This is a genomic window from Streptomyces sp. NPDC002004 (assembly GCF_053593975.1).
This window is the reverse complement of the sequence record NZ_JBSFDP010000035.1, coordinates 21,674-41,113: the sequence shown is the minus strand read 5'-3', so window position 1 is coordinate 41,113 and position 19,440 is coordinate 21,674. Positions and strand designations below refer to the sequence as shown.

The following is a 19,440-nucleotide window of genomic DNA, read 5'->3' as shown; positions in this document are numbered from 1 at the left end:
ACCTGCAACAATGACCGGATGGCAACAACGGACGTACGGGGCACCGAGCTCGGCAGGTATCTGAAGGCCCGCAGGGCGCAGGTGCGCCCGGAGGACGTCGGCCTCCCGGCCGGCGCGGGCCTGCGCCGCACTCCCGGACTGCGCCGGGAGGAGCTGGCCGCGCTGGCCGGAGTGAGCGTCGACTACTACATCCGCCTGGAGCGCGGCCGGGAGACCAACCCCTCCCCCGCCGTCGTGGATGCCCTCGGCCGTGCCCTGCGACTGCGCGGCGACGGTTACGAACGTCTCCACGAACTCGCGGAGCTTGCCTCCGGCCGGGTCTCCGAGCTGCCTGCCTCCTCGGAGCACACCGTCCGCGACTCGGTCCTGCGGATGCTGGACTCGGTGCGCCCGCTGCCGGCCTATGTGGTGAGCCGCTACAACCGCGTACTGGCCGCGAACCCGCCCGGCCGACGGCTGCTGCCCGGGCTCTGGGACTGGCAGGAGGACCAGCGCAACCTGACCCGCTACCTCTTCCTCCACCCGGTCGGCCGGACGCTCTACGAGCCGTGGGAGGAGACGGTCGCCCTCTCGGTGGCGCATCTGAGAGCGGTCGCCGGGGCCGACCCGGACGATCCCGAACTGACCGCGCTCGTCGGCGAACTGGTCCTCAAGTCACAGGATTTCGCGCGCCTCTGGGAGCGGTACGACGTCTGCGAGCGCGGTGGCGGGCAGAAGTCCTTCCGGCATCCGAAGGTCGGACCGATGACCCTGACCTACGAGGTCATGCAACTGGCCCGGACGGGCGGCCAGCGGATGGTGGTCTACCAGGCAACCCCCGGCACCCCGGACGAACAGGCCATGCTCCGCCTGGAGTCCGCGGACGCCCCAGCGGCGTCCGCGCCCGCGGGCCACCCGGATCCGGCCGGCGAGCCGCTCCCGGCTCCTGTCCCCGCCTCCGCTCCCGCCGGCTGAGCCCCCGCCCGGCATCCGGCAACGACCGGACCGGCTTGAGCAGAGCATTCGGCCGCCGCCTCACCATGGACCGGGGGCGGGGAGACCCGGCCGACCTCGACGGCGCCCCATCATCCGAGCGTCTCTGGCCAAGGCATGGGGCAACGTCGAGGCGCGCGTTCCGGATGGACAGAGCGAGCAGGGGTGTGGGGCGAGAGGCGCAGACTTGAGTCTCCAGCAGGGGGAGACAGGAAGCTGAGTTCATGGACGGCGGCACCCTCTACTCGATCGGCGAACTGGCCCAGCGCACCGGGCTGACGGTCAAGACGATCCGTTTCTACTCCGATCGTGGCATCGTGGAGCCTGCTGACCGCACCCACGCCGGCTATCGGCGCTACGCCCCGGATGCCCTCGCTCGCCTCGCCCTCGTGCGGACACTGCGAGAACTGGGGCTCGGCCTCGACGTGATCCGGCGGGTCGTGGAACAGGAACTCACCCTCGGCGAGGTCGCCGCGGAGCACGCCGCCGCACTGGACGCGCAGATCAGCATCCTGCGCCTGCGGCGCGCGGTGCTCACGGCCGCCGCCGAACGCAAGCCAACTCCCAAGGAGATGGAACTCATGCACCAGTTGGCCACACTGTCCCGCGCAGAACGCCGACGCCTGATCGACGACTTCCTCGGCACCGTCTTCGACGGCCTGCACAGCGGCTGCCATGCCGCGGCTCGGCGCTCCATGGCACCCGAGCTCCCCGACAACCCGACGGACGAGCAGGTCGGGGCATGGGTGGAGCTGGCCGAACTGTCCCTGGATCCGGATTTCCGCGCCATTGTGCGGCGCCTGGCCGAAGACCACGTGGGTGACCTGCCCGACGGCTCCCCCACGCCACCGCGCCCGGACATCGTCGCTGTCGTCCGTGATCTCGTCGGGCCGACCGTGGCGTGCGGCATCAGTCCGGATTCGCCGCAGGCCGGTCCTGTTGTCGCCGCGCTCACCGCTCAGTGCGCGCTCGCCCACGGCCGGCCCGATGACGCCGATCTGCACCAGTGGATCCTGCACCGTCTGGAAGCCGCGAGCGATCCGCGCTGGGACCAGTACGTCCAGCTGCTCGCGCTGATCAACGACTGGCCGGCACCGGAACGCCTCGCCCCGGTGATCGACTGGTCCGTCACAGCGCTGCGGATACGGGCAGCTCGATGACACTGCAGCCTCACTGCTCCGCCGCGCGGCCGGACGTGACACTCATCGCCACTGCGGGCGACCGATGGACACGATCGCTCCACGCCTGGAGGCAGACGCCACACCGTCATCCGCCCCTCGTACTGCGTCCCTGGAGCCCGGCGGACGCGGCCGACCTGGTCGAGCTGTATCGGGATGACGTCCTGCGCCGCTGGACAAGCTCACCGTGAACGACGAGGCGAGCGCGGCAGAGTGGATTCAGGACCAGCAACGGGGATGGGAGGCGGGACACCGCTTCGGATTTGCCGTTCTGGAGTCACAGACTTCGGGCAATGAAGGACAGTTGACGGGTCACGTGGTCCTCAAGAACGTCACCCCGGAAGCTTCTTCCGCCGAGGTCGGCTACTGGACCGCAGCGCACGCGCGCGGCCGGGGCGTGGCGCCCCGAGCACTGCAGGCGCTGACGGACTGGGCTTTCACCTCTTTCGGCGGTGACGGTCTGACGCACCTCGAGCTCCTGCATCAAGTGGACAACACGGCGTCATGCCGTGTCGCACAGAAAAGCGGGTACGAACTGACCACGCTCCTGCCCGCGACTCCGCCCGCATACCCGCTTGCCGGTCACCTGCACATACGGGCGCACGACGTATGACCCGTCGACGGCCGGCACATGGCGCTGACAATCACCCTCGGCTCGCTCACCCGTCCCGGAACCGCAGCGTGACGCATCCGGGCCCTTTCCGGGGAACGTGGGGCGGGCGGCTTCCGGGGCGGCTGCCGCCAAGTCGGCTCCGTCTCGGCGCAGACCAGGAGCGAGGCCGCCCGCTCGACACCCCGGGCTGACGGCGGCCGATTCCTGCCCTCGCCGAAAAGGCCATGGCTACGACATCTGCTCCGCGGGTGCGGGTGCGGGTACGGGTTCGACCGCGACAGCAGGGGCGACCACCGAGGCGGCCGGGGGCCTGCGGCCTGCCAGACGGCAGCCGAGGCAGTCGGGGTGGCCTCGCCGTGCTGCCGTGTCGCGGACCCGCCAGGGCTGCTGTGCGGCCGGCCGTGGTCCGCCTGCCTTGCCCCACCCCGCCAGATGAAGAAGCCAGCTGGTGAGTGCGGCGACGCCTACAACGGCACCGCCCAGCACGAGTCCCATGGTCGATCCTGCGGCGAACGCCACCGCCATGACCGTGCTGCCGAGGGTGGCCATGGCGGTGCCTGTCCAGCCGGCGACCGTGTGGCCCAGGTCGTGGTCTCCGTGCATGCTCATGGCCGTCTCCTCGGGAAATGGGATGCTGGTGCAGTTGACCCCCGGGCTTACCGCCACGGGAATATCTTACCTCGCGAGCTAAATTACTTAGATGCTAAGGGGATGTATGGTGCAGGGCAAGGCGCGTCCGGCGGCAACAGCCGACCAGGCGCTGTACGCGATGGACCGGATGATCGCGACCGCGCAGTTCGGGCAGCAGGACATCGCGCGGCAGCTCGGCCTCAACGTCACGGATGTCACCTGCCTCGGCTTCCTCATCGAGGCCGCCCAGGTCGGCGAGTCCCTCGTGGCGGGCGACCTCGCCGACCGGGCTCGTCTGACCACCGGAGCGGTGACCGGCGTCCTCAACCGCCTGGAGAAGGCCGACTACATTCATCGCCGGCCGGACCCGCGGGATCGCCGACGCGTCCACGTGGTCATGCAGGAGTCCGCACAGGAACGCATCCTCGAGGTCTACGGCCCCTTCTACGAGCGCCTGCGCACGCTCTTCGCCGACTACAGCCCGGATGAAATCGCCGTACTGGCGGACTGGTTCACCCGCGCCAAAGCCCTGCTCCAGGACTCACTGGACGACATCCGCCAGGGCGTCTCCACATGGCCCGCACCCGAAAGCTGACCCTCCGCCCCCTCCTGCCTGCATGAGCCGGTCCATCGGCTTCAACTGCCTCCCTTGCGGCAGCAGCGATCGTGAGGGCAGTACGGCGACGACGTGTCACAGGCCACATCGGACCGAGCCACATCGCGATCCACGAAAGGACCGCGAATCAGCGCGTGTTCGCCTGGAACCAGGTGAAGGCCCTACGTGTCCAGAGGATCGCGCTGCCCGAGTGGCGCATGGTGAAGGACTCCACCGCCGTCTGCCTGAAGTTCGTCGACGGCTGCCTCACCGAGACCGGCCCGGCCCTCCCATTCAGCGGCTGTCGCTTCTAGGGCCGTGTGTGTTGAGGAAGACGACTGGTCCCTTACCGAAGCGGCGATCGGATCCCATCTGCAGAAGTGCAGCAAAGGCTTTGGCCGTGTAGGTGGGATCGAGGCGGAGGTCCTCCTGCGTACCGGCGAGGACCCGTGCGGCTTCGGCTTCCTCGGTGGTGTGTCCGTATCCGCGGCCCATCCATCCCCGCAGGACCAGAACATCGGCCGGATCGAGCTCGCCGGGCGGCAGCGGCGCTCCTCGCCGACGCAGCAGGCGTTCGCTCTTCTTCCCCAGAGCGACAATGGCCTGGGCGTCCAGACGTAGCGTGTCGTTGACGACGATTCCCACGAGCTTTGTCTGCAGCCCCGCTATTTTCAGACCGAGCGCCAAGCCGGCTGCGGTTCCTCCGGAACCGACGGCGGTGACAAGGTGGGTGGGTTCGGGCAGGTCGTTCTGCCTGACCTGTTCGGCCAGTTCGCAGGCTGCTTCAACATAGCCGAGGGTGCCGATGGGATCGGATCCTCCCGGAGGAAGGACGTAGGGACGACGTCCGCTGTGTGTATGCCTCCAGACGAGCCAGGGAGCCATGACGACGGTCCGGCGCTTGGTGTGGGTGAAGTGCAAGGTGGCGCCGGACTGATGTAACCGCTGGAGCTGCCTCTTCACGTCGTCGTTGATGGGCTGGTCGATCAGCGCTATCGCGGTGGAGATGCCGAACTCACGGGCGTAAAGAGCCGCGGCCAGCCCCCAGTTGGTTCCCAGCCCTCCGGCTGTCAGGATGGTGCCGGCCCTCCGGCGTTGCGCCTCGGGCAGGATCCACTCCAGTTTCCGCACCTTGTTGCCGCCCCAGCCACCGGCGCCGAACACGCTGTCGTCCTTGCACCACACCTGTGCGGGTAGGCCCAGCGTCTCAAGGCGCCGCAGCGGCGTCGGGCCGTCGCCCAGCCGAAGGTGGCGTAGCGAGTCGACCAGCTCAGGCCATTTCCGATGCAGCAGTGGCATACCCACTCCAAGAACGCAGATAAGGGTTTGGGTGGTGCGCTGTGCCGACTCAACACTCCGAGGATCTCGGTGTCACGTGTCCGTGGCAGTGGCTGACTGTCCGTGAAAGCTCACCATGCATGCACACGGGACTGTCAAGATGGCGCCGCCTCAGCGAAGTTGGGCCTCCCATTCTTCCGACTTGGGATGTATCGCACGCACATCATCGACAAGAAGCCTTCCAGGGGCCGTCCCGGCGTGAAAAGCGGTTGGCCGCCGGTCGCGGCGCGGGAAGAATCCGCGAGGTACGGGGGCAGGGAGGGGCATGGACGTGTTCACATGCGTCGGGTGCGGTGCGTTGCTGACGACGTCGGTCTCCCAGGTCGCACTTCCCGTCCACGCCCATCACCATGCGTGGCACGAACTGCTGCCCCCGCTGATGGAGCAGGGGACGTATGCAGTCGACCCGGCGCCCTCAGGACCGCCGTGGCGGCCGTGGGACGAAGTCGGGGCGACCGAGGCCGAGGCCCGCGGCGTGTACGCGCCGGTGCACTCTTTGCCCTTCGGGGCACCGGGGCGGATCGTCGTCGCACCCGGCGACTCCCGCGGCATGGTCTTGATCCCCGACCGGTGCGACGGCTACTGCCTTGGCCTCGACGGCAGGGACGGCCCCAACCTGGCGTGCGAGCGGTGCGGGCTCGCGGTGGCGACCCGGATGGACGACTGCTCACTCTGGCAGGCGGTGTGGCTGGAGCCCGGCGCCGTGCGGCGCGTTGGGGCCGGTGTATCGGCTCGCTCGCCCGGCTGGGAATGCGTGACACGGGAGGCCTGCGGCACGCCGCCCGTCGAGCCGGTCGGGGCGTGGAACCCCCGCTGGCAGGCCGCGGCCGCCGCAGCACTGGCGCACCTGGTCGTGGCTTCCGAAGGCGGCCCGGTGAACCTACCCGACGGACTCGTCACGGAGTTGTTCGGCCGTGCGGTCGCCGCGCTGCTCCCTGCGGGACCTCCGGCCAAGTCGGTGGGCCTGGCCGGCCCTGGGCTCGCCGCGCCCCGGCCCTGCCCCGACATCGCTCTGGTCCCCCGGCACCCGCGGACCGGCGAGCCGTGGCGGCCGTCCGGAGCCGGTGCGACGGTGCCACTGGCCACGGAGATCTGGGCGTATCTGGCCTTCTCGCGGGAGACCTCGCCGCTTCCCGTGTCCGGCACCCTGCCGGACGGGGTCCTGCGCGACGACTACCCCCTGCCACCGCACCCGATCTTCACATTCCGGCCGGACGGGAGGGTGTTCCTGGACACGCTCGCAAGGCTGCCGGCCGTCCGCCTGCCGTGGCTGCGAGCGCTCTACGACCGGGTGCGCGATGGGCAGTTCACCCTCCTGCGCTGAGAGTCCGTGTCGGCCATCCCGTCCGCGCTCTGATCCATCAACAGTCACCGCGCGCCGAGCCCCAGGGGTGGCTGCCCCTTCGTCCAGATCGGCCGGACCGTCATTCGGCTGAAGCGCCAGCCGTTGGGGGTGCGGCGGAGGTCGGCCTCGAAGCGGCCACCCACCGTGAACAGTGGGTCGGCGTCACCGCCACGCTTCTCGAGCGTGGCGTCATGATGGACGTGGGTCATCAGGGCATTCCACGAGGCAGTGGCCTGCTCCGCCGCGGCGTCCGTATCGGTGATGATCCCGGAAGCGATGTGCTGAGTGCGGACGTAGCGCCCGAGCGCCTCCTCGGTGGCACTGACGGCCTGCGTCCCCTGGGACACCCCCAAGGGAGTCTCCATGCGCGCATCGCCCGTGAGGAAGTCGCCGGCCCAGCCCGCCGCGAACTTCCGTTTGTCCAGGGCCTGGAAGAACCGGTCGACGAGCATGGTGATGTCCGTGTGATCCGTCTGCGTGGTCATGGTCAGAGCCTCTTACCTCAAGTGAACTTGAGGTCAAGCCCGCGCGGTCGACGCGCGAAGTGAGAACCCGCGCCGCTCCTTCAGGAACGGCGCCTGCCACACGGCCGGGTGCCGTCCGCCGGAGTCGTGCACGGTGCATCCTTGCCTCGGATGGCTGAATCCGGCGAGACCAGGCAGGCCTGGACCGTGTTGTCGACCAGCGCGGACTCCTCGGGAAGCGCAGCAGCTACTTCGTCTGGTCGAGAGGTGTGTCCTCCGCGGCGTTGGCCTCCAGGGCTGTGGCAGAGCCGCGCAGGATCCGCGTCACACCGACTGCGAGGGTGGCGCCGGCCACGGGGCCGATCAGGTATACCCACCAGGTGGACACGTCCCTCAAGGCCACATCCGGACCCAGGCTGCGGGCCGGGTTCATGGACGCTCCGTCGAAGGGGCAGCCCATGGTGCCCCAGGCCATGATGTAGGCGCCTACCGGCAGGGGAACGAACGGCCCGTTCAGCTTGGGCCCGTCAGCCAGCCACAGGACCATCAGCACCAGGCCGAAGGTGATGATCGCTTAGGGTGCCGCATCAGTGCATCAGGGGAACCGCGCCTGCGCGAAGTTCTTCAGTCTGTCCTCGCCGTCGGTCCAGCCTGCGCCGAGCGTCTGGCGGACCAGGCGCCAGCCGTCCGGGCTTCGGCGGAACACCCAGTCGTAGGTGCCACCCATGGAGAAGGGAGAGTAGATCGTCTCGGGTGTTGTGACGGCGACGAACCACATGTAGCCGATGCCGGTTGCCTGGTCGCCATCCACATCGAAGTGCATGTTGAGGATGTGATGCTGCATGTGCGCATAGGGCGATTCCGCCTCTTCCACCTTTGCCCGGATTGCCTCTCTGCCGTGGATCTTCCCCCACGGTCCGAACTCCAGCACCGCGTCCTCGGCCCAGCATGCGGTCCAGGTCTGCCAGTCCTTGCGGTCCAGCGCCCTCCACCCGCGGATCACGAGGGTGCGCAGGGCTTCCTTGTCCTCCAGGACCCGCAGTCTGCGGGCCACGCTGTCGTAGTCGGTGGTGGTGTGTCGCATGTCAGGTCCTTTCCGGAGGGGTCACTGGGCGCTTGCGGCGGGGCGGACGACGATTTCGTTGACGTCGACTTCCGAAGGCTGGGAGACGGCGTAGGCAATGGCCTCCGCGACTGCCGAGGCCGGCAGCGCCACGGCGCGGTAGGTCTGCAGGGCTTCCCTGGCGTCGGGGTCCGAGATGCTGTCGGCGAGTTCGGACTCGGTCACGCCCGGGGAGACGAGGGTGACCCGGATGTTCCCGGTGGACTCCTGGCGAAGTCCTTCGGAGACCGCACGGACGGCGAACTTGGTGGCGCAGTAGACGGCGGCGGTGGGAGAGACCTCGTACGCACCGACGGAGGCGATGTTCACGAAGTGCCCGCCGCCCTGAGCGCGCATCGCGGGCAGGGCGGCGGCGATACCGTGCAGGACTCCCCGCACGTTGACGTCGATCATCCGGTCCCACTCGTCGACCTTGAGTGCTTCCAGCGGCGAGAGCGGCATCACTCCGGCGTTGTTGACCATCACGTCCACTCGGCCGTAGCGCTCGCGGGCGGCGGACACGAAGGCTTGGACATCGGCTGCATCGGTGACGTCCAGCCGCCGGAACGCCGCAGTGCCGCCCGCGGTCGTGATCTCCTCGGCAAGCGCCTCGAGACGGTCGGTGCGCCGCGCTCCAAGGAGCAGGCGGTGGCCGTCGGCGGCAAGCCGGCGGGCGGTCGCCTCTCCGATCCCGCTGCTCGCTCCGGTGACTGCCACGACCTTTGCTGCGTCTGTCATGACTGTGTTCCCTCTCGATGGAGCACGAGGTGCTCGTGGTGGAGCACACCGTCGCGGATGTCGCCCGTCGCGGTGAACCCGGAGTCGTCGACGTAGTCGATATGACTGCCGGTCACCGTGTAGCGGCCCGTGTAGGCGCTGCGCCGGTTACCGCGGGCCTCGTCGTAGCGGCCGTCCGCCCGCAACTCCTGGCGGATGTGGCCGTCCGCGGTCACCCACATGCCGACCACGCCGACTTGGCCCCGCTCCCTGTTCCCCGTCACGACGGACTCCCCTCGTCCATGGGTGTGGATCTGCCTGCCCGACCGAGTCTGGGCAGATCGAAGGCCCACGGCCAGGACGTGTGCTGCCTGGGTGCGGCACACCCAGGCAGCACGCCTCCCCTGCGGCCTAGCCTGAGGACATGACCGACAACCACCTGGGAGAGTTCCTGCGCGCACGCAGGGCGGCCCTGCTGCCGCAGGACGTCGGCATGGCGAGCTACGGCGTGCGGAAGGTCGCCGGACTGCGCCGCGAGGAAGTCGCCGTCCTGGCCGGAGTGAACGCGGACTACTACACCCGCCTGGAACAGGGGCGCGAACGCCGCCCCTCGGCCCAAGTACTGGACGCGCTCGGCCGCGCCCTGCGACTGGGCCCCGACGCCCACGCGCACCTGCACCGGTTGGCCGGGACCGCGCCGAGTACCCCGATCACCCATGCCACGGACCGGGTCGGTCCCGCCCTTCGCCAGCTGATGGACGGCTGCCCCGGCGCACCGGCGTTCGTCATCAACCGGACCTTGGACGTCCTGGCGGCCAACGCCCTGGCCGAGGCCCTGTACTCACCCTTCGAGCAGGCCGACAATCTCGCCCGCATGACCTTCCTCGACCCGGCAGGGCGACAGTTCTACGCCCGGTGGGGCCACACGGCTCAGGCCACCGTGGGCCATCTGCGCCAGGCGGTCGGCCTCGACTCGGACAACCCCCGCATGCGGGAACTCGTCCGCGCCCTCACCGAGCACAGCGCGGACTTCACCCGCCTGTGGAACTCCCACGCCGTGCGTGGCAAGACCCAGGACGCCAAGCACCTCCTCCATCCGGACGTCGGCCCACTGACCCTCACCTACCAGGCCTTCGACGTGCGCGACGCCCCGGGCCAGCAACTCGTCTTCTACCAGGCCGAATCCGGCAGTCCCAGCGCCCAGGCCCTCAACCTGCTCGGCTCGCTCCACGCCACCTCGAAGCGGAGCGCCCGGTAGCGAAGCAACGACCTGGATCTGCCGGGGGGTCATCGCCTCAGCCGGGGTTCGTGCGGCGGCAGCGGCACGGGAAGGAGCCATCTGCTGATCGGGGCGGTACGGCGATCGCCCAGGCCGGGCAGTCGGCTCACCACACCCCGAGCGCCACCCCGGGGGCGTACGGCCCTGCGTGGACGTCGGATTGGCGAGCTGTCTCCATGGGGAAGGTCAAACGTCGGCTCGTGCACGTCCCGGGTGCGGTGTGGTGCTGGAGGGTCAGCCGAGTTCACGTTTTCATAAACCTGAGACACGCGGGTCGGCTGAGGTTTGATCAAACTTGGCCGAATACCGGACGCTCCATCATCACAATCGGACAGGAATCGTTGAGGAGTTGTGAGGCATCTGTCAGCGTCCTGTCAACTTCTTCATCCGAGTGCCACGCTCGTCATCCCCCCACAGGAACGAGCGATGGAGATCGCATGACCCTCCATGGAAGCAACCGGCGTACCGCCGCCCTGGTGGCCCTGGCCGCCGCAGCCGTGATCGCGGCACAGACAGGTGCGGCTCACGCCAACCCCGAAGGAGCCAAGGCCGCCCCCCAGGGCCACGGGACCTTCAACCAGGTCGCAGCCGTCAAGGCCGCACAGACCGAGGCGGCGTCGGCCGCCCGGACCCTCGGCCTGGGCACCCAGGAAAAGCTGATCGTGCGCGACGTCATCAAGGACGCCGACGGCACGGTGCACACCCGGTACGACCGCACCTACGCCGGACTGCCCGTCCTCGGCGGCGACCTCATCACGCACACCGCCAAGGACGGCAAGCTCAAGGGCGTCACGAAGGCCAACAACGCCCGCATATCGGTGGCGAGCACCACCGCCACCCTCAAGGCGGCAGCCGGCGCCCGCAAGGTGATCTGGGCCGGAGGCAAGGGCAAGCCCGTGCTCGCCTTCGAGACCGTCAAGACCGGCGTCCAGAAGGACGGCACCCCCAGCCGTCTGCACGTTGTCACCGACGCCAACACCGGCAAGAAGCTGTACCAGTACCAGGCCGTCGAGACCGGCACCGGCACCAGCCAGTACAGCGGCGAAGTCCCGCTCTCCACCACCAAGACCGGCTCGGGCTTCGAGCTCACCGACGGCGACCGCGGCGGCCACAAGACCTACAACCTGAAGCAGGGCGAGAGCGGCACCGGCGACCTCGTCACCGACGACGACGACAAGTGGGGCAACGGCAAGAGCGACGATCCGCAGACCGCTGCCGTCGACGCCGCCTACGGTGCCGCGATGACCTGGGACTTCTACAAGAAGGAGCTCGGCCGCGACGGCATCGCCGGCGACGGCAAGGGCGCGTACTCCCGGGTGCACTACGGCAACGCGTACGTCAACGCGTTCTGGGACGACGACTGCTTCTGCATGACGTACGGCGACGGTGAGGGGAACAAGAAGCCCCTGACCTCGCTCGATGTGGCCGGCCACGAGATGAGCCACGGCCTGACCTCGCGCACCGCCAAGCTGGAGTACAGCGGTGAGTCGGGCGGTCTCAACGAAGCGACCAGCGACATCCTCGGCACCTCGGTCGAGTTCTTCGCCAACAACAAGGAAGACGTCGGCGACTACCTCATCGGCGAGAAGATCGACATCAGCGGCGACGGCAAGCCGCTGCGGTACATGGACAAGCCCAGCAAGGACGGCAACTCGCTGGACGCCTGGAAGCAGGGCGCCGGGGACCTCGACGTCCACTACTCGTCCGGCATCGCCAACCACTTCTTCTACCTGCTGTCCGAGGGCAGCGGCAAGAAGACGATCAACGGTGTCGACTACGACTCTCCGACGTCGGACGGTTCGACGGTCACCGGGATCGGCCGGGAGAAGGCGTACAAGATCTGGTACAAGGCACTCACCGCCTACATGACCTCGACGACCGACTACAAGGCCGCCCGTCAGGCGACCCTGAAGGCGGCCGGCGACCTGTACGGCGCGGACGGCGCCGAGGCGAAGGCCGTGGCTGCCGCCTGGAGCGCGGTCAACGTGGCCTAGCCAGGTCGTAGGCTCCGCCGTTGACTCAGGGGTTCCGCATCACTTCCCGGTGATGCGGAACCCCTGAGTTCTTTGCTGCGAGTCAGCGCACCATGCGTTCACGACCCGATGCGCCATCGGTTGCCGGTGGCGGCGTGTCACCCACTCGATTGCTGCCCGTGGCGACGTGGCTGCTCGAGCCCGGAGAGGGACTCGTCAAGTGCATGGTTCGACCGCGGAGTTGGGTTCCCAGAGCGATGGAGAGGGTCAGAAAGCCACCGAGGAAGCCACGTGCCCGCTCACTCGTCTCGGCCCGCAACGCACGACTCTCGACGACTCGGCACGCCCACGCCCGTGGGACGAGCGGCCAGGAGGCCGTGCCCCGCCCGGATCAGTGTTCCCGATCGTGCTGCAGCAGGCGGACGTCGGCGCTCCGGTCGCGCAGCCTCCACGCGAACACGGCATACGCGAGGACGGTGAGGGTCACCCCGCAGAGGGTGAGGCCGATCCTCAAGGCCGCGAGTTCCCAGCCGTCGACCGAACGCCGCCGCGGGTGAACCGGCGGCCGGCCCTGCCTCACCGCGACCGGCAGCAGCGGTTCGAGCACCGCTCACTGGGCGTCAGTCGGATACAGCGGGCGCCGACCGGCATCGTCTGCATTCGAGGTATCCGGTACTGATGGTCACCTCGGTCGACGACATCACCTACCGGACACGAGCTTGGCCAGGTGGTGAAGCGAGTTGGTGAGATGCTCAGGGCCGAACGGCGGGAACCGGATGTACTCCCGGATGGACTGGGGCACCGCCGACCAGTCGTAGGTGAGCGTGACCTCAGTCGCGGACGGGCCGAGCGGCACAAGGTCGTAACGCCAGATCCAGCCGCCGAACTCCAGTTGACCGTCGCCCTTCTCCTGCCCCGTCAGCCAGCCGATGGCACGCGGTGGGTCGAGCACCTGGACCTTGTTGACCACCTGGTAGTCACCGTTCGGGTGGTTGCCGTGATACATGTCCATCCGGAAAATCTGCCCGACCTCGGTCAGCGGCGCCCGGTCGACGGATTCCTGAACCCAGCCGGTGCCATCGATCGCAGAGTGGGTCGTCGGGTCCGCCAGCACCGCGAACACCATCGCGGCGGGCACGGCGACAGCCAGGGTGACGCTCACGATCTCCTGGTCCACGGTGTGCACGCTCCTCGTCATCTCATCCCGGGCCCCAGCAGGCGCGGGCGGGGGACGTTCCTCACATGCAGACGACACGGCGAGGCGGAACTCATCGGTCGCGTGGGCGCAACCCCGTGGGCCTGCACGCTCGCCGTGGCGCCCTGGGGCAGCAGTGGGTGTTCGCCAGATGGCTGTCCGATCGGGCGCCGCGTTCCCGGGTGCCCGACCGGACACTGCCTCGGTTACAGGTAAGGGCGGGTGATCAGTTCGATCGCGTGACCGGCGGGGTCCTTGAAGTACACCCCTCGACCGCCGTGCTCGTTGTTGATCTCGCCTGAGCGCCGCATCTGCGGATCGGCCCAGTGCTCGATGCCGCGATCGCACAGTCGCCGGTACGCCCGATCGAAAAGCTCGTCGTCGATCAGGAACGCGTAATGCTGCATCTGGATCTCCACCGGCGGCTCGGCGAACTGAAGCAGCACGCCGTCGGAGAGCTGGATGTTGGTGAACGGGCCCCAGGACGGTGCTTCCGGAAGTTCCAACAGCTCGCGGAAGAAACGAGCTGAGTCGTTGCGGTCCTTGGCGGCGATGATGGTGTGGTTGAACGTGACTGGCATTCGGTTGACCTCGCTGTTGTTCGACACGAAAAAGCGGACTCGTGGTGCACGAGCACTGGGAGGTCCGCGTGCCGAACTGGGGTGCCTTCTCCGCACCCACTGGGCGATCAGCCCACCACCGGATAGCCAATCCGTGCGTGGCGTAGCGCCGGTCCGGTGTTCATGCGGGAGACCCTACGTGATCTTGCCCGATGCGACAACAGGGTAGTAATGGTGGCGAGTTGGCTGGTCCGGGCACGGGCCCCGCTCGGCCGGCCCGCCGGCTGAGCGGGCGGGTGGGCATCGACTCGGGGCGCGTCGCCTCTCACGCAGGCCTTGCCCGTCCACGGCAGGCACAACGGCAAAGAGGGCGTACCCACCTCCCGCCACTCTCAACGTATAGCGCACCGGGGGGCTTGCGGCAAGGCCCCGGTCGTGCCGCAGAATCGCTGGCCTGATCCAGAACCTGCGGAAATAGGAGATTCACGACGTGCGTGTGTTGTTGCCGGTCCATGGGGCGCGCGGTGACGTCGAGCCCGTGGTGGGATTCGCGTTGCGGTTGCCGGCGCTCGGCGCCGAAGTGCAGGCGCGCGCTGCGTCGGACTTCGCGGACGCGACCTCGGACCGGAGCTGATGACATGAACCCCCTGACCACCAGCGCGTTCGCCCTGCCCGACCACCTCTCCCCCAAGGCCGACCCGATGCTGATCGCCGGCGACGAGAAGCACTTCGCCGGCATCGCGGAGAGCCTCGAGCAGGCGATCACCGAACTGTCCGACCGCCTCGACACCGAGCGCAGGGCGCCCGGCGGCATCGGCCGGCAGGCGATGGACCGGGACACGGAGATCCACCGGCTGACCGGTCGCCTGCGCGCCCTGCGTCGCTTCGGTCTGGACCTGTGCCTCGGACACATCGTCAGCGCCGACGACCCCGAGCCCGTGTACGTCGGACGACTCGGCCTCACCGACAGCGCGGGCCGTCGACTGCTGCTCGACTGGCGCTCCCCCGCAGCCGAGCCGTTCTTCGCGGCGACCCACGCCAACCCGATGGGGCTGGCAAGTCGCCGCAGGTATCGCTGGACGCGCGGCCGGATCAGCGACTACTGGGACGAAGTGTTCACCGCTGACGGGCTTGAACGGCACGCCGCGCTCGACGACCAGTCTGCCTTCATCGCCAGCCTGGGCAGCAGCAGGTCACCTCGGATGCGAGATGTGCTCGGCACCATCCAGGCCGACCAGGACGCCATCATCCGGGCGGGATCCCGCGGCGCTCTTGTCGTCGACGGCGGTCCGGGGACGGGGAAGACCGTCGTCGCTCTGCACCGCTCCGCCTACCTCCTCTACTCCGACCCGCGCCTCGGGCACCGTCGGGGCGGCGTGCTGTTCGTCGGCCCGCACCAGCCCTACCTGGCCTACGTCGCCGACGTCCTTCCCAGCCTCGGAGAGGAGGGCGTGCAGACCTGCACCGTGCGGGACCTCGTCGCCGAGGGAGCCGGAGCTGCGATCGAGGCCGATCCGAGCGTGGCCCTCCTGAAGTCGTCCTCGAACATGGTGCGGGCGATCGAGACGGCGGTGAGGTTCTACGAAGAGCCGCCGGCCGAGGGGATGACGGTCGCGACCGACTGGGCCGACATCTGGCTGAGCGCCGACGACTGGGCCGAGGCCTTCGAAGCACCCGACCCGGGTACTCCGCACAACGAGGCACGCGAGCAGATCTGGGAGGAGCTGCTCACGATCCTGATGGAGAAGCACGGCGGTGACGTCTCGCCCGATCTCTTCCGGAGGTCGCTGCTGCACGACGAAGAGCTGATCACAACCCTCAACCGCGCATGGCCGCTGCTCGACGCCGCCGACCTCGTCGGGGACCTGTGGTCCGTACCTGCCTACCTCAGGATGTGCGCCCCCTGGCTCAGCCCCGATGAAGTACGGAAGCTCCGACGCAAGGACCCCCAGGCCTGGACGGTGTCCGACCTGCCGCTCCTGGACGCGGCACGGCAGCGGCTCGGCGACCCGGAGGCGGCACGGCGCAAGCGTCGGCACAGGGCCGCTGCCGCCGCCGAACGCGAGCGCATGGCCGGTGTCATCGACAACCTGCTCGCCGCCGATGACGACGGTGAAGGTGCAGTGACCATGCTGCTCGGAAAGGACCTGCAGGACAGCCTGGTCGACGAGACCGCCCTGCCCAGCGCCGACCCGGACCGGCTCGCCGGGCCGTTCGCGCACATCGTCGTGGACGAGGCCCAGGAACTGACCGACACAGAGTGGCACATGCTGCTGCTCCGCTGCCCGTCCCGGAGCTTCACCATCGTCGGGGACCGTGCTCAGGCCAGGCACGGGTTCACGGAGTCGTGGCAGGAACGGCTCGAGCGGATCGGGCTCGATCGGATCAACGTGGCCTCCTTGAGCATCAACTACCGGACGCCGGAGGAAGTCATGGCGGAAGCCGAGCCGGTCATCCGAGCCGTGCTCCCGGACGCCAATGTGCCGACGTCCGTCCGCAGCAGCGATGTCCCCGTCGTACACGGATCCGTTTCCGATCTGGACTCGATCCTCGACGCCTGGCTCGCTGCGCATGCCGACGGGACCGCTTGCGTCATCGGTGATCCTGCGTTCCGGGCGACGTCCCGCGTCCGCTCGCTGACCCCCGAGCTGTCGAAGGGGCTCGAGTTCGACCTGGTCGTCCTCATCGACCCGGAGGCGTTCGGCGAGGGTGTCGAAGGAGCGGTCGACCGCTATGTCGCGATGACCCGGGCAACCCGGCAACTCGTCATCCTCACGAGCTCCTGAGGTCGACCAGTCTCCCGCTTCGTCTGCCCGCCGGAAGAGCAGGACGCAGCCCGGCCAAGAGGGGAGGGGCCCCGGGTGCGTAGAAGTGGAAGCAATGAGGGACGCCGTGCTCGAGGAGCCGCTGTCACCCGGAGCCTCCAGCTTGCCCTGCTCGGTCTGGTTGTCCTGCTGGTCGGAGCCCGTGTGTGGGAACGGGAGCACAGCGGTGGTTCGCACTCGATCGCGTTCGGTCTGATGGCTGCATCAGCGCTTTCCATCGGAGCGCTGGAACGCCATCGGGCGAGCATCGCCAAAGCACCTCGATGACCAGCGCTGTGATCGCGTAGGTTCGCCGGGTTGTCAGGCTGCCGCGGCCAGGGGGCGTCCGCCCCAGGGGATGCCCTTCTCGCTGCGGATGTGGGCGCGCTCCTCGCGCAGGGCGGCGAGCACGTCGGGGTGACGGGCTCCGCTCATGATCCGCGACTGACCAGTCGTCCGAGCCGGCAGCCGACGGTGGTACCTCGACAACGAAGAACAGGAAGTTGGGTCTGGTCGCAAGGTTCCGTAGGGAGTGTCCGGCGGATCAGGTGACTACCAGGGCGCGCCGATGGAACGCGTAACCGACGTGCCCGAGTCGACAAAGCACCGCGGGCCTCAGTCGGTGGAAAGTGCCCCTGCCTGGCACTGAGGGGTGCACCATCTCCGTGAGAGCCGCGAAGGGCCGGAACGGCTCTCCACAGCCGTTCCGGCCCTCCAGCAGTCGGGCCACGCACTCGGTCACGCCGGTTCAGGACACCGTCCCGCCGTTGCCGCGTGCAGGCCGGGGCCGCGGATTCAGCGGGTCTGGTAGTCGACCAGCTTCACGATGTACCGCTGGGGCGCACCGCAGGCGACCTTCGACACCTTGTTGACGCCCACCCACGGGCCATACGCCAGATGGGTGCTGCCCGTGACGCCGTCCTCGCACGTGACCTTGACCCGCACCTGGCCGGTGCCCCTTCGGCAGATCGCCGTCCCCGTGTTGTCGTCCGGCTTGCCCACCTGACATCCGCTCGGCGTGGCGCTGGCAGCGGTCGCACCCGCGATCGGCGCGGCGACGGCGATGCCGGCCAGCACCAGCGGCGTCATGGCGAGCGAGGCCAGCTTCTTCCTGTTCATCACTTGATCCCCCTTCTTCCTGCCTGCCAGGCAGGCAGCAAGGGCCCATCGGAACCGGGCCCAGGCAATGGTCACCAGGAGGCTATCCAAGACCCACTTGGCGCGTCCACGACTTTCGGGCGGGTGCGCGGCACGGGCCCGGACAGCGAGGACTGCGCGACACCAGTCGCACAACCCTCCTGGCACGCGCAGAGATTGACGGGCCGTCCTGCGCTGAGCGGGGACGGAGACGGTGCTTCTGTCGGCGTGGCTGAGTGACCCGTTCTGTTCCGCGGTGCTTCGGACGACGTATGCCCGGAGGCAGGCGGTACGGTGCGATTGGCAGGGGGGCTTGCTTCCTCTGATCAGTCAGCGGGTCATCGCGCTGGTTGCCGGCCAGACACCTCAGGCGCTCAAGCCGTCAAGTCGGGGGTTTCAGGCGCCGTATAGCCTGGCGATCCGCTCGATCTGGTGAGGAGCTGAAGGTGGACGTCGAAAGACGGCAGACTGCGATCCAGCTTCCTGAAGGGTCCTGGTGGGACTGGGACGTGGTCGCCTGGGACGCCGGGCAGCTCCGGCTTGCTGCTGGTCATGATCTGACCTACCACCATGGCCTGGAGTTGGTCTTTCACGGCACGGTCCTCGTGCGCTGTCCGTCGAGCTTCCACGATCCGGTCTTCCGTGCCCCGACCGCTGACGAACTGCTGACAATCACTCGTCAACTCTGCGGAGAGCCACCCGTCGTGATCGCCTTCGAGGCCGACGCCGACGGGGAGGAGCCGGTCTCGTGCCTCATTGCCGCCGAGCGACTCGAGATCGTCCAGGAGACCGTCCTGCGGTATTGGCGCGAGGACACGGCGCCTGGTCAACGCTTCGCTCCCTGGGTGCGGACTCCACGTCAGTAGGGGCCGCCCACCCAGGCCACTGCCAGCGCGGCCTGTAGCCGGCTGCGCCTGCTGGGGGCAGGGGCTGACGTCCGGGTCATTCCTAGGATCTCTTGGAACGCCGGTCGTGGTAGAGAGAGGCGGCGATCGGGTCGGTTGCGGACTTCTGCCGCATGCCGACTCGTCATGCCGGCTCGTAGTACCGCGCTGTCACCCGAGGTCGTGGGCGACCGGATGACGCGGCTCGTAGAGCAGGAGTTCCGCACCGCTCGGGAGGCGGATCCCGGCGAGAAGGCCCCATCGCAGATCAGTTGGCTGCCGAGTGATTTCCACGCCCTTGGCAGAGAGCTCACCGAGCTGTGACTCCACATCGTCACACATCAGATAGAGCTCGTGCTTGGGTTCACCATCGGCCGGATGGACGGCGACCTCGGCGGGAGGCAGTTTGAAGATCAGCCAGCCGCCGCCTGCATCCACACCTGGGAAACCGAGCGTGTCGCGGATGAAGGCCCTATCGGCCTCCGCGTCCTGGCTGTAGATGATGACGTGCGCGCCACTGATCATGTCGCTCTCGCTTCGCGGGTCACGGGCTCAGTCTGCTCACAGCATTATCGGAGCCGACGTCCCCCCTCCTGCGATGGACACGCTCCACTGGATCAGCGGAGGCAGGGCCCATGAAGCCCATGACAACCA

General features: G+C 68.5%; 22 protein-coding genes and 1 pseudogene. 11 read left to right on the top strand and 12 right to left on the bottom strand.

Features of this window, described 5'->3' with window-relative positions; genetic code table 11:
• The first annotated feature begins 18 nt into the window (after positions 1-18).
• The 3 genes and pseudogenes from ACWCP6_RS31580 (at position 19) to ACWCP6_RS31570 (ending at position 2,763) form a co-directional block, all read left to right on the top strand.
• The gene (locus ACWCP6_RS31580; RefSeq protein WP_450936016.1) at positions 19-954 is read left to right on the top strand and encodes a helix-turn-helix domain-containing protein; all 936 of its coding nucleotides are present in this window, start codon (positions 19-21) and stop codon (positions 952-954) included.
• A 242-nt stretch (positions 955-1,196) separates the two neighbouring features.
• On the top strand, positions 1,197-2,132 hold the full coding sequence (locus tag ACWCP6_RS31575; protein WP_450936015.1) for a MerR family transcriptional regulator: 936 nt from the start codon (positions 1,197-1,199) through the stop codon (positions 2,130-2,132).
• Positions 2,133-2,196: 64 nt separating this feature from the next.
• Positions 2,197-2,763 (top strand): annotated as a pseudogene (locus ACWCP6_RS31570) (GNAT family N-acetyltransferase).
• 228 nt (positions 2,764-2,991) lie between these two features.
• Here the strand turns inward: ACWCP6_RS31570 and ACWCP6_RS31565 are convergent.
• Complete coding sequence (locus tag ACWCP6_RS31565) at positions 2,992-3,372, bottom strand: HGxxPAAW family protein (protein ID WP_450936014.1); 381 nt, start codon at positions 3,370-3,372, stop codon at positions 2,992-2,994.
• A 106-nt stretch (positions 3,373-3,478) separates the two neighbouring features.
• Here ACWCP6_RS31565 and ACWCP6_RS31560 point away from each other — a divergent pair, with 106 nt between their 5' ends.
• On the top strand, positions 3,479-3,988 hold the full coding sequence (locus ACWCP6_RS31560; protein WP_450936013.1) for a MarR family transcriptional regulator: 510 nt from the start codon (positions 3,479-3,481) through the stop codon (positions 3,986-3,988).
• Positions 3,989-4,143: 155 nt separating this feature from the next.
• Positions 4,144-4,302 carry a hypothetical protein gene (locus ACWCP6_RS31555; RefSeq protein ID WP_450936012.1) on the top strand — a complete coding sequence of 53 codons (159 nt, stop codon included), beginning with the start codon at positions 4,144-4,146 and terminating at the stop codon, positions 4,300-4,302.
• Here ACWCP6_RS31555 and ACWCP6_RS31550 read toward each other — a convergent pair.
• The gene (locus ACWCP6_RS31550; protein ID WP_450936011.1) at positions 4,283-5,287 is read right to left on the bottom strand and encodes a 1-aminocyclopropane-1-carboxylate deaminase/D-cysteine desulfhydrase; all 1,005 of its coding nucleotides are present in this window, start codon (positions 5,285-5,287) and stop codon (positions 4,283-4,285) included. The genes ACWCP6_RS31555 and ACWCP6_RS31550 overlap by 20 nt on opposite strands.
• Positions 5,288-5,591: 304 nt before the next feature.
• Between ACWCP6_RS31550 and ACWCP6_RS31545 the strand changes: the two genes are divergently transcribed.
• A complete protein-coding gene (locus ACWCP6_RS31545) occupies positions 5,592-6,650 on the top strand; it encodes a hypothetical protein (RefSeq protein WP_450936010.1) in 1,059 nt (352 codons plus the stop codon).
• 44 nt (positions 6,651-6,694) lie between these two features.
• On the opposite strand, the gene ACWCP6_RS31540 is transcribed toward ACWCP6_RS31545, so the two are convergent.
• From ACWCP6_RS31540 to ACWCP6_RS31520, 5 genes are all read right to left on the bottom strand, one after another.
• Positions 6,695-7,156, bottom strand: a complete 462-nt coding sequence (locus tag ACWCP6_RS31540) for a nuclear transport factor 2 family protein (protein WP_450936009.1) — start codon at positions 7,154-7,156, stop codon at positions 6,695-6,697.
• A 226-nt stretch (positions 7,157-7,382) separates the two neighbouring features.
• On the bottom strand, positions 7,383-7,703 hold the full coding sequence (locus ACWCP6_RS31535; protein ID WP_450936046.1) for an aquaporin: 321 nt from the start codon (positions 7,701-7,703) through the stop codon (positions 7,383-7,385).
• A gap of 27 nt (positions 7,704-7,730) precedes the next feature.
• Positions 7,731-8,219, bottom strand: a complete 489-nt coding sequence (locus ACWCP6_RS31530) for a nuclear transport factor 2 family protein (protein WP_450936008.1) — start codon at positions 8,217-8,219, stop codon at positions 7,731-7,733.
• Between the two features lie 21 nt (positions 8,220-8,240).
• Complete coding sequence (locus ACWCP6_RS31525; RefSeq protein ID WP_450936007.1) at positions 8,241-8,975, bottom strand: SDR family oxidoreductase; 735 nt, start codon at positions 8,973-8,975, stop codon at positions 8,241-8,243.
• Positions 8,972-9,196, bottom strand: coding sequence for an Atu4866 domain-containing protein (locus ACWCP6_RS31520; RefSeq protein WP_450936045.1), 225 nt, complete (start codon positions 9,194-9,196; stop codon positions 8,972-8,974). The genes ACWCP6_RS31525 and ACWCP6_RS31520 overlap by 4 nt, the downstream gene beginning before the upstream one ends.
• A 182-nt stretch (positions 9,197-9,378) precedes the next feature.
• Here ACWCP6_RS31520 and ACWCP6_RS31515 point away from each other — a divergent pair, with 182 nt between their 5' ends.
• A complete protein-coding gene (locus ACWCP6_RS31515) occupies positions 9,379-10,212 on the top strand; it encodes a helix-turn-helix transcriptional regulator (RefSeq protein WP_450936006.1) in 834 nt (277 codons plus the stop codon).
• A 458-nt stretch (positions 10,213-10,670) separates the two neighbouring features.
• The gene (locus tag ACWCP6_RS31510; RefSeq protein WP_450936005.1) at positions 10,671-12,227 is read left to right on the top strand and encodes a M4 family metallopeptidase; all 1,557 of its coding nucleotides are present in this window, start codon (positions 10,671-10,673) and stop codon (positions 12,225-12,227) included.
• Positions 12,228-12,597: 370 nt separating this feature from the next.
• Here ACWCP6_RS31510 and ACWCP6_RS31505 read toward each other — a convergent pair whose 3' ends face one another.
• The 3 genes from ACWCP6_RS31505 to ACWCP6_RS31495 all read right to left on the bottom strand — a co-directional run bounded on the left by ACWCP6_RS31505 (position 12,598) and on the right by ACWCP6_RS31495 (position 13,982).
• Positions 12,598-12,813, bottom strand: coding sequence for a hypothetical protein (locus tag ACWCP6_RS31505; protein ID WP_450936004.1), 216 nt, complete (start codon positions 12,811-12,813; stop codon positions 12,598-12,600).
• A gap of 93 nt (positions 12,814-12,906) precedes the next feature.
• Positions 12,907-13,383: a polyketide cyclase gene (locus ACWCP6_RS31500; protein WP_450936003.1), complete on the bottom strand. Its 477-nt coding sequence runs from the start codon at positions 13,381-13,383 to the stop codon at positions 12,907-12,909.
• 224 nt (positions 13,384-13,607) lie between these two features.
• On the bottom strand, positions 13,608-13,982 hold the full coding sequence (locus ACWCP6_RS31495; protein ID WP_450936044.1) for a VOC family protein: 375 nt from the start codon (positions 13,980-13,982) through the stop codon (positions 13,608-13,610).
• Positions 13,983-14,451: 469 nt separating this feature from the next.
• Between ACWCP6_RS31495 and ACWCP6_RS31490 the strand changes: the two genes are divergently transcribed.
• Both ACWCP6_RS31490 and helR read left to right on the top strand, forming a co-directional pair.
• Positions 14,452-14,595, top strand: a complete 144-nt coding sequence (locus ACWCP6_RS31490; protein ID WP_450936002.1) for a hypothetical protein — start codon at positions 14,452-14,454, stop codon at positions 14,593-14,595.
• Between the two features lie 4 nt (positions 14,596-14,599).
• Positions 14,600-16,747, top strand: a complete 2,148-nt coding sequence (gene helR, locus ACWCP6_RS31485) for an RNA polymerase recycling motor ATPase HelR (protein ID WP_450936001.1) — start codon at positions 14,600-14,602, stop codon at positions 16,745-16,747.
• A gap of 813 nt (positions 16,748-17,560) precedes the next feature.
• Here helR and ACWCP6_RS31480 read toward each other — a convergent pair.
• Positions 17,561-17,884, bottom strand: a complete 324-nt coding sequence (locus tag ACWCP6_RS31480; RefSeq protein WP_450936000.1) for a hypothetical protein — start codon at positions 17,882-17,884, stop codon at positions 17,561-17,563.
• A gap of 464 nt (positions 17,885-18,348) precedes the next feature.
• Here ACWCP6_RS31480 and ACWCP6_RS31475 point away from each other — a divergent pair, with 464 nt between their 5' ends.
• Positions 18,349-18,768 (top strand): hypothetical protein, encoded by a 420-nt coding sequence (locus tag ACWCP6_RS31475; protein WP_450935999.1) that lies wholly within the window; start codon positions 18,349-18,351, stop codon positions 18,766-18,768.
• A gap of 189 nt (positions 18,769-18,957) precedes the next feature.
• On the opposite strand, the gene ACWCP6_RS31470 is transcribed toward ACWCP6_RS31475, so the two are convergent.
• A complete protein-coding gene (locus ACWCP6_RS31470) occupies positions 18,958-19,311 on the bottom strand; it encodes a VOC family protein (RefSeq protein ID WP_450935998.1) in 354 nt (117 codons plus the stop codon).
• Positions 19,312-19,440: the final 129 nt, after the last annotated feature.

Coding starts and splice junctions, on each gene's coding strand:
- helR (WP_450936001.1), top strand. CDS start 14,600: ATGAACCCCCTGACCACCAGCGCGTTCGCCCTGCCCGACCACCTCTCC.
- ACWCP6_RS31545 (WP_450936010.1), top strand. CDS start 5,592: ATGGACGTGTTCACATGCGTCGGGTGCGGTGCGTTGCTGACGACGTCG.
- ACWCP6_RS31510 (WP_450936005.1), top strand. CDS start 10,671: ATGACCCTCCATGGAAGCAACCGGCGTACCGCCGCCCTGGTGGCCCTG.
- ACWCP6_RS31525 (WP_450936007.1), bottom strand. CDS start 8,975: ATGACAGACGCAGCAAAGGTCGTGGCAGTCACCGGAGCGAGCAGCGGG.
- ACWCP6_RS31550 (WP_450936011.1), bottom strand. CDS start 5,287: ATGCCACTGCTGCATCGGAAATGGCCTGAGCTGGTCGACTCGCTACGC.
- ACWCP6_RS31540 (WP_450936009.1), bottom strand. CDS start 7,156: ATGACCACGCAGACGGATCACACGGACATCACCATGCTCGTCGACCGG.
- ACWCP6_RS31515 (WP_450936006.1), top strand. CDS start 9,379: ATGACCGACAACCACCTGGGAGAGTTCCTGCGCGCACGCAGGGCGGCC.
- ACWCP6_RS31580 (WP_450936016.1), top strand. CDS start 19: ATGGCAACAACGGACGTACGGGGCACCGAGCTCGGCAGGTATCTGAAG.
- ACWCP6_RS31480 (WP_450936000.1), bottom strand. CDS start 17,884: ATGAACAGGAAGAAGCTGGCCTCGCTCGCCATGACGCCGCTGGTGCTG.
- ACWCP6_RS31565 (WP_450936014.1), bottom strand. CDS start 3,372: ATGAGCATGCACGGAGACCACGACCTGGGCCACACGGTCGCCGGCTGG.
- ACWCP6_RS31560 (WP_450936013.1), top strand. CDS start 3,479: ATGGTGCAGGGCAAGGCGCGTCCGGCGGCAACAGCCGACCAGGCGCTG.
- ACWCP6_RS31495 (WP_450936044.1), bottom strand. CDS start 13,982: ATGCCAGTCACGTTCAACCACACCATCATCGCCGCCAAGGACCGCAAC.
- ACWCP6_RS31530 (WP_450936008.1), bottom strand. CDS start 8,219: ATGCGACACACCACCACCGACTACGACAGCGTGGCCCGCAGACTGCGG.
- ACWCP6_RS31520 (WP_450936045.1), bottom strand. CDS start 9,196: ATGTGGGTGACCGCGGACGGCCACATCCGCCAGGAGTTGCGGGCGGAC.
- ACWCP6_RS31470 (WP_450935998.1), bottom strand. CDS start 19,311: ATGATCAGTGGCGCGCACGTCATCATCTACAGCCAGGACGCGGAGGCC.
- ACWCP6_RS31575 (WP_450936015.1), top strand. CDS start 1,197: ATGGACGGCGGCACCCTCTACTCGATCGGCGAACTGGCCCAGCGCACC.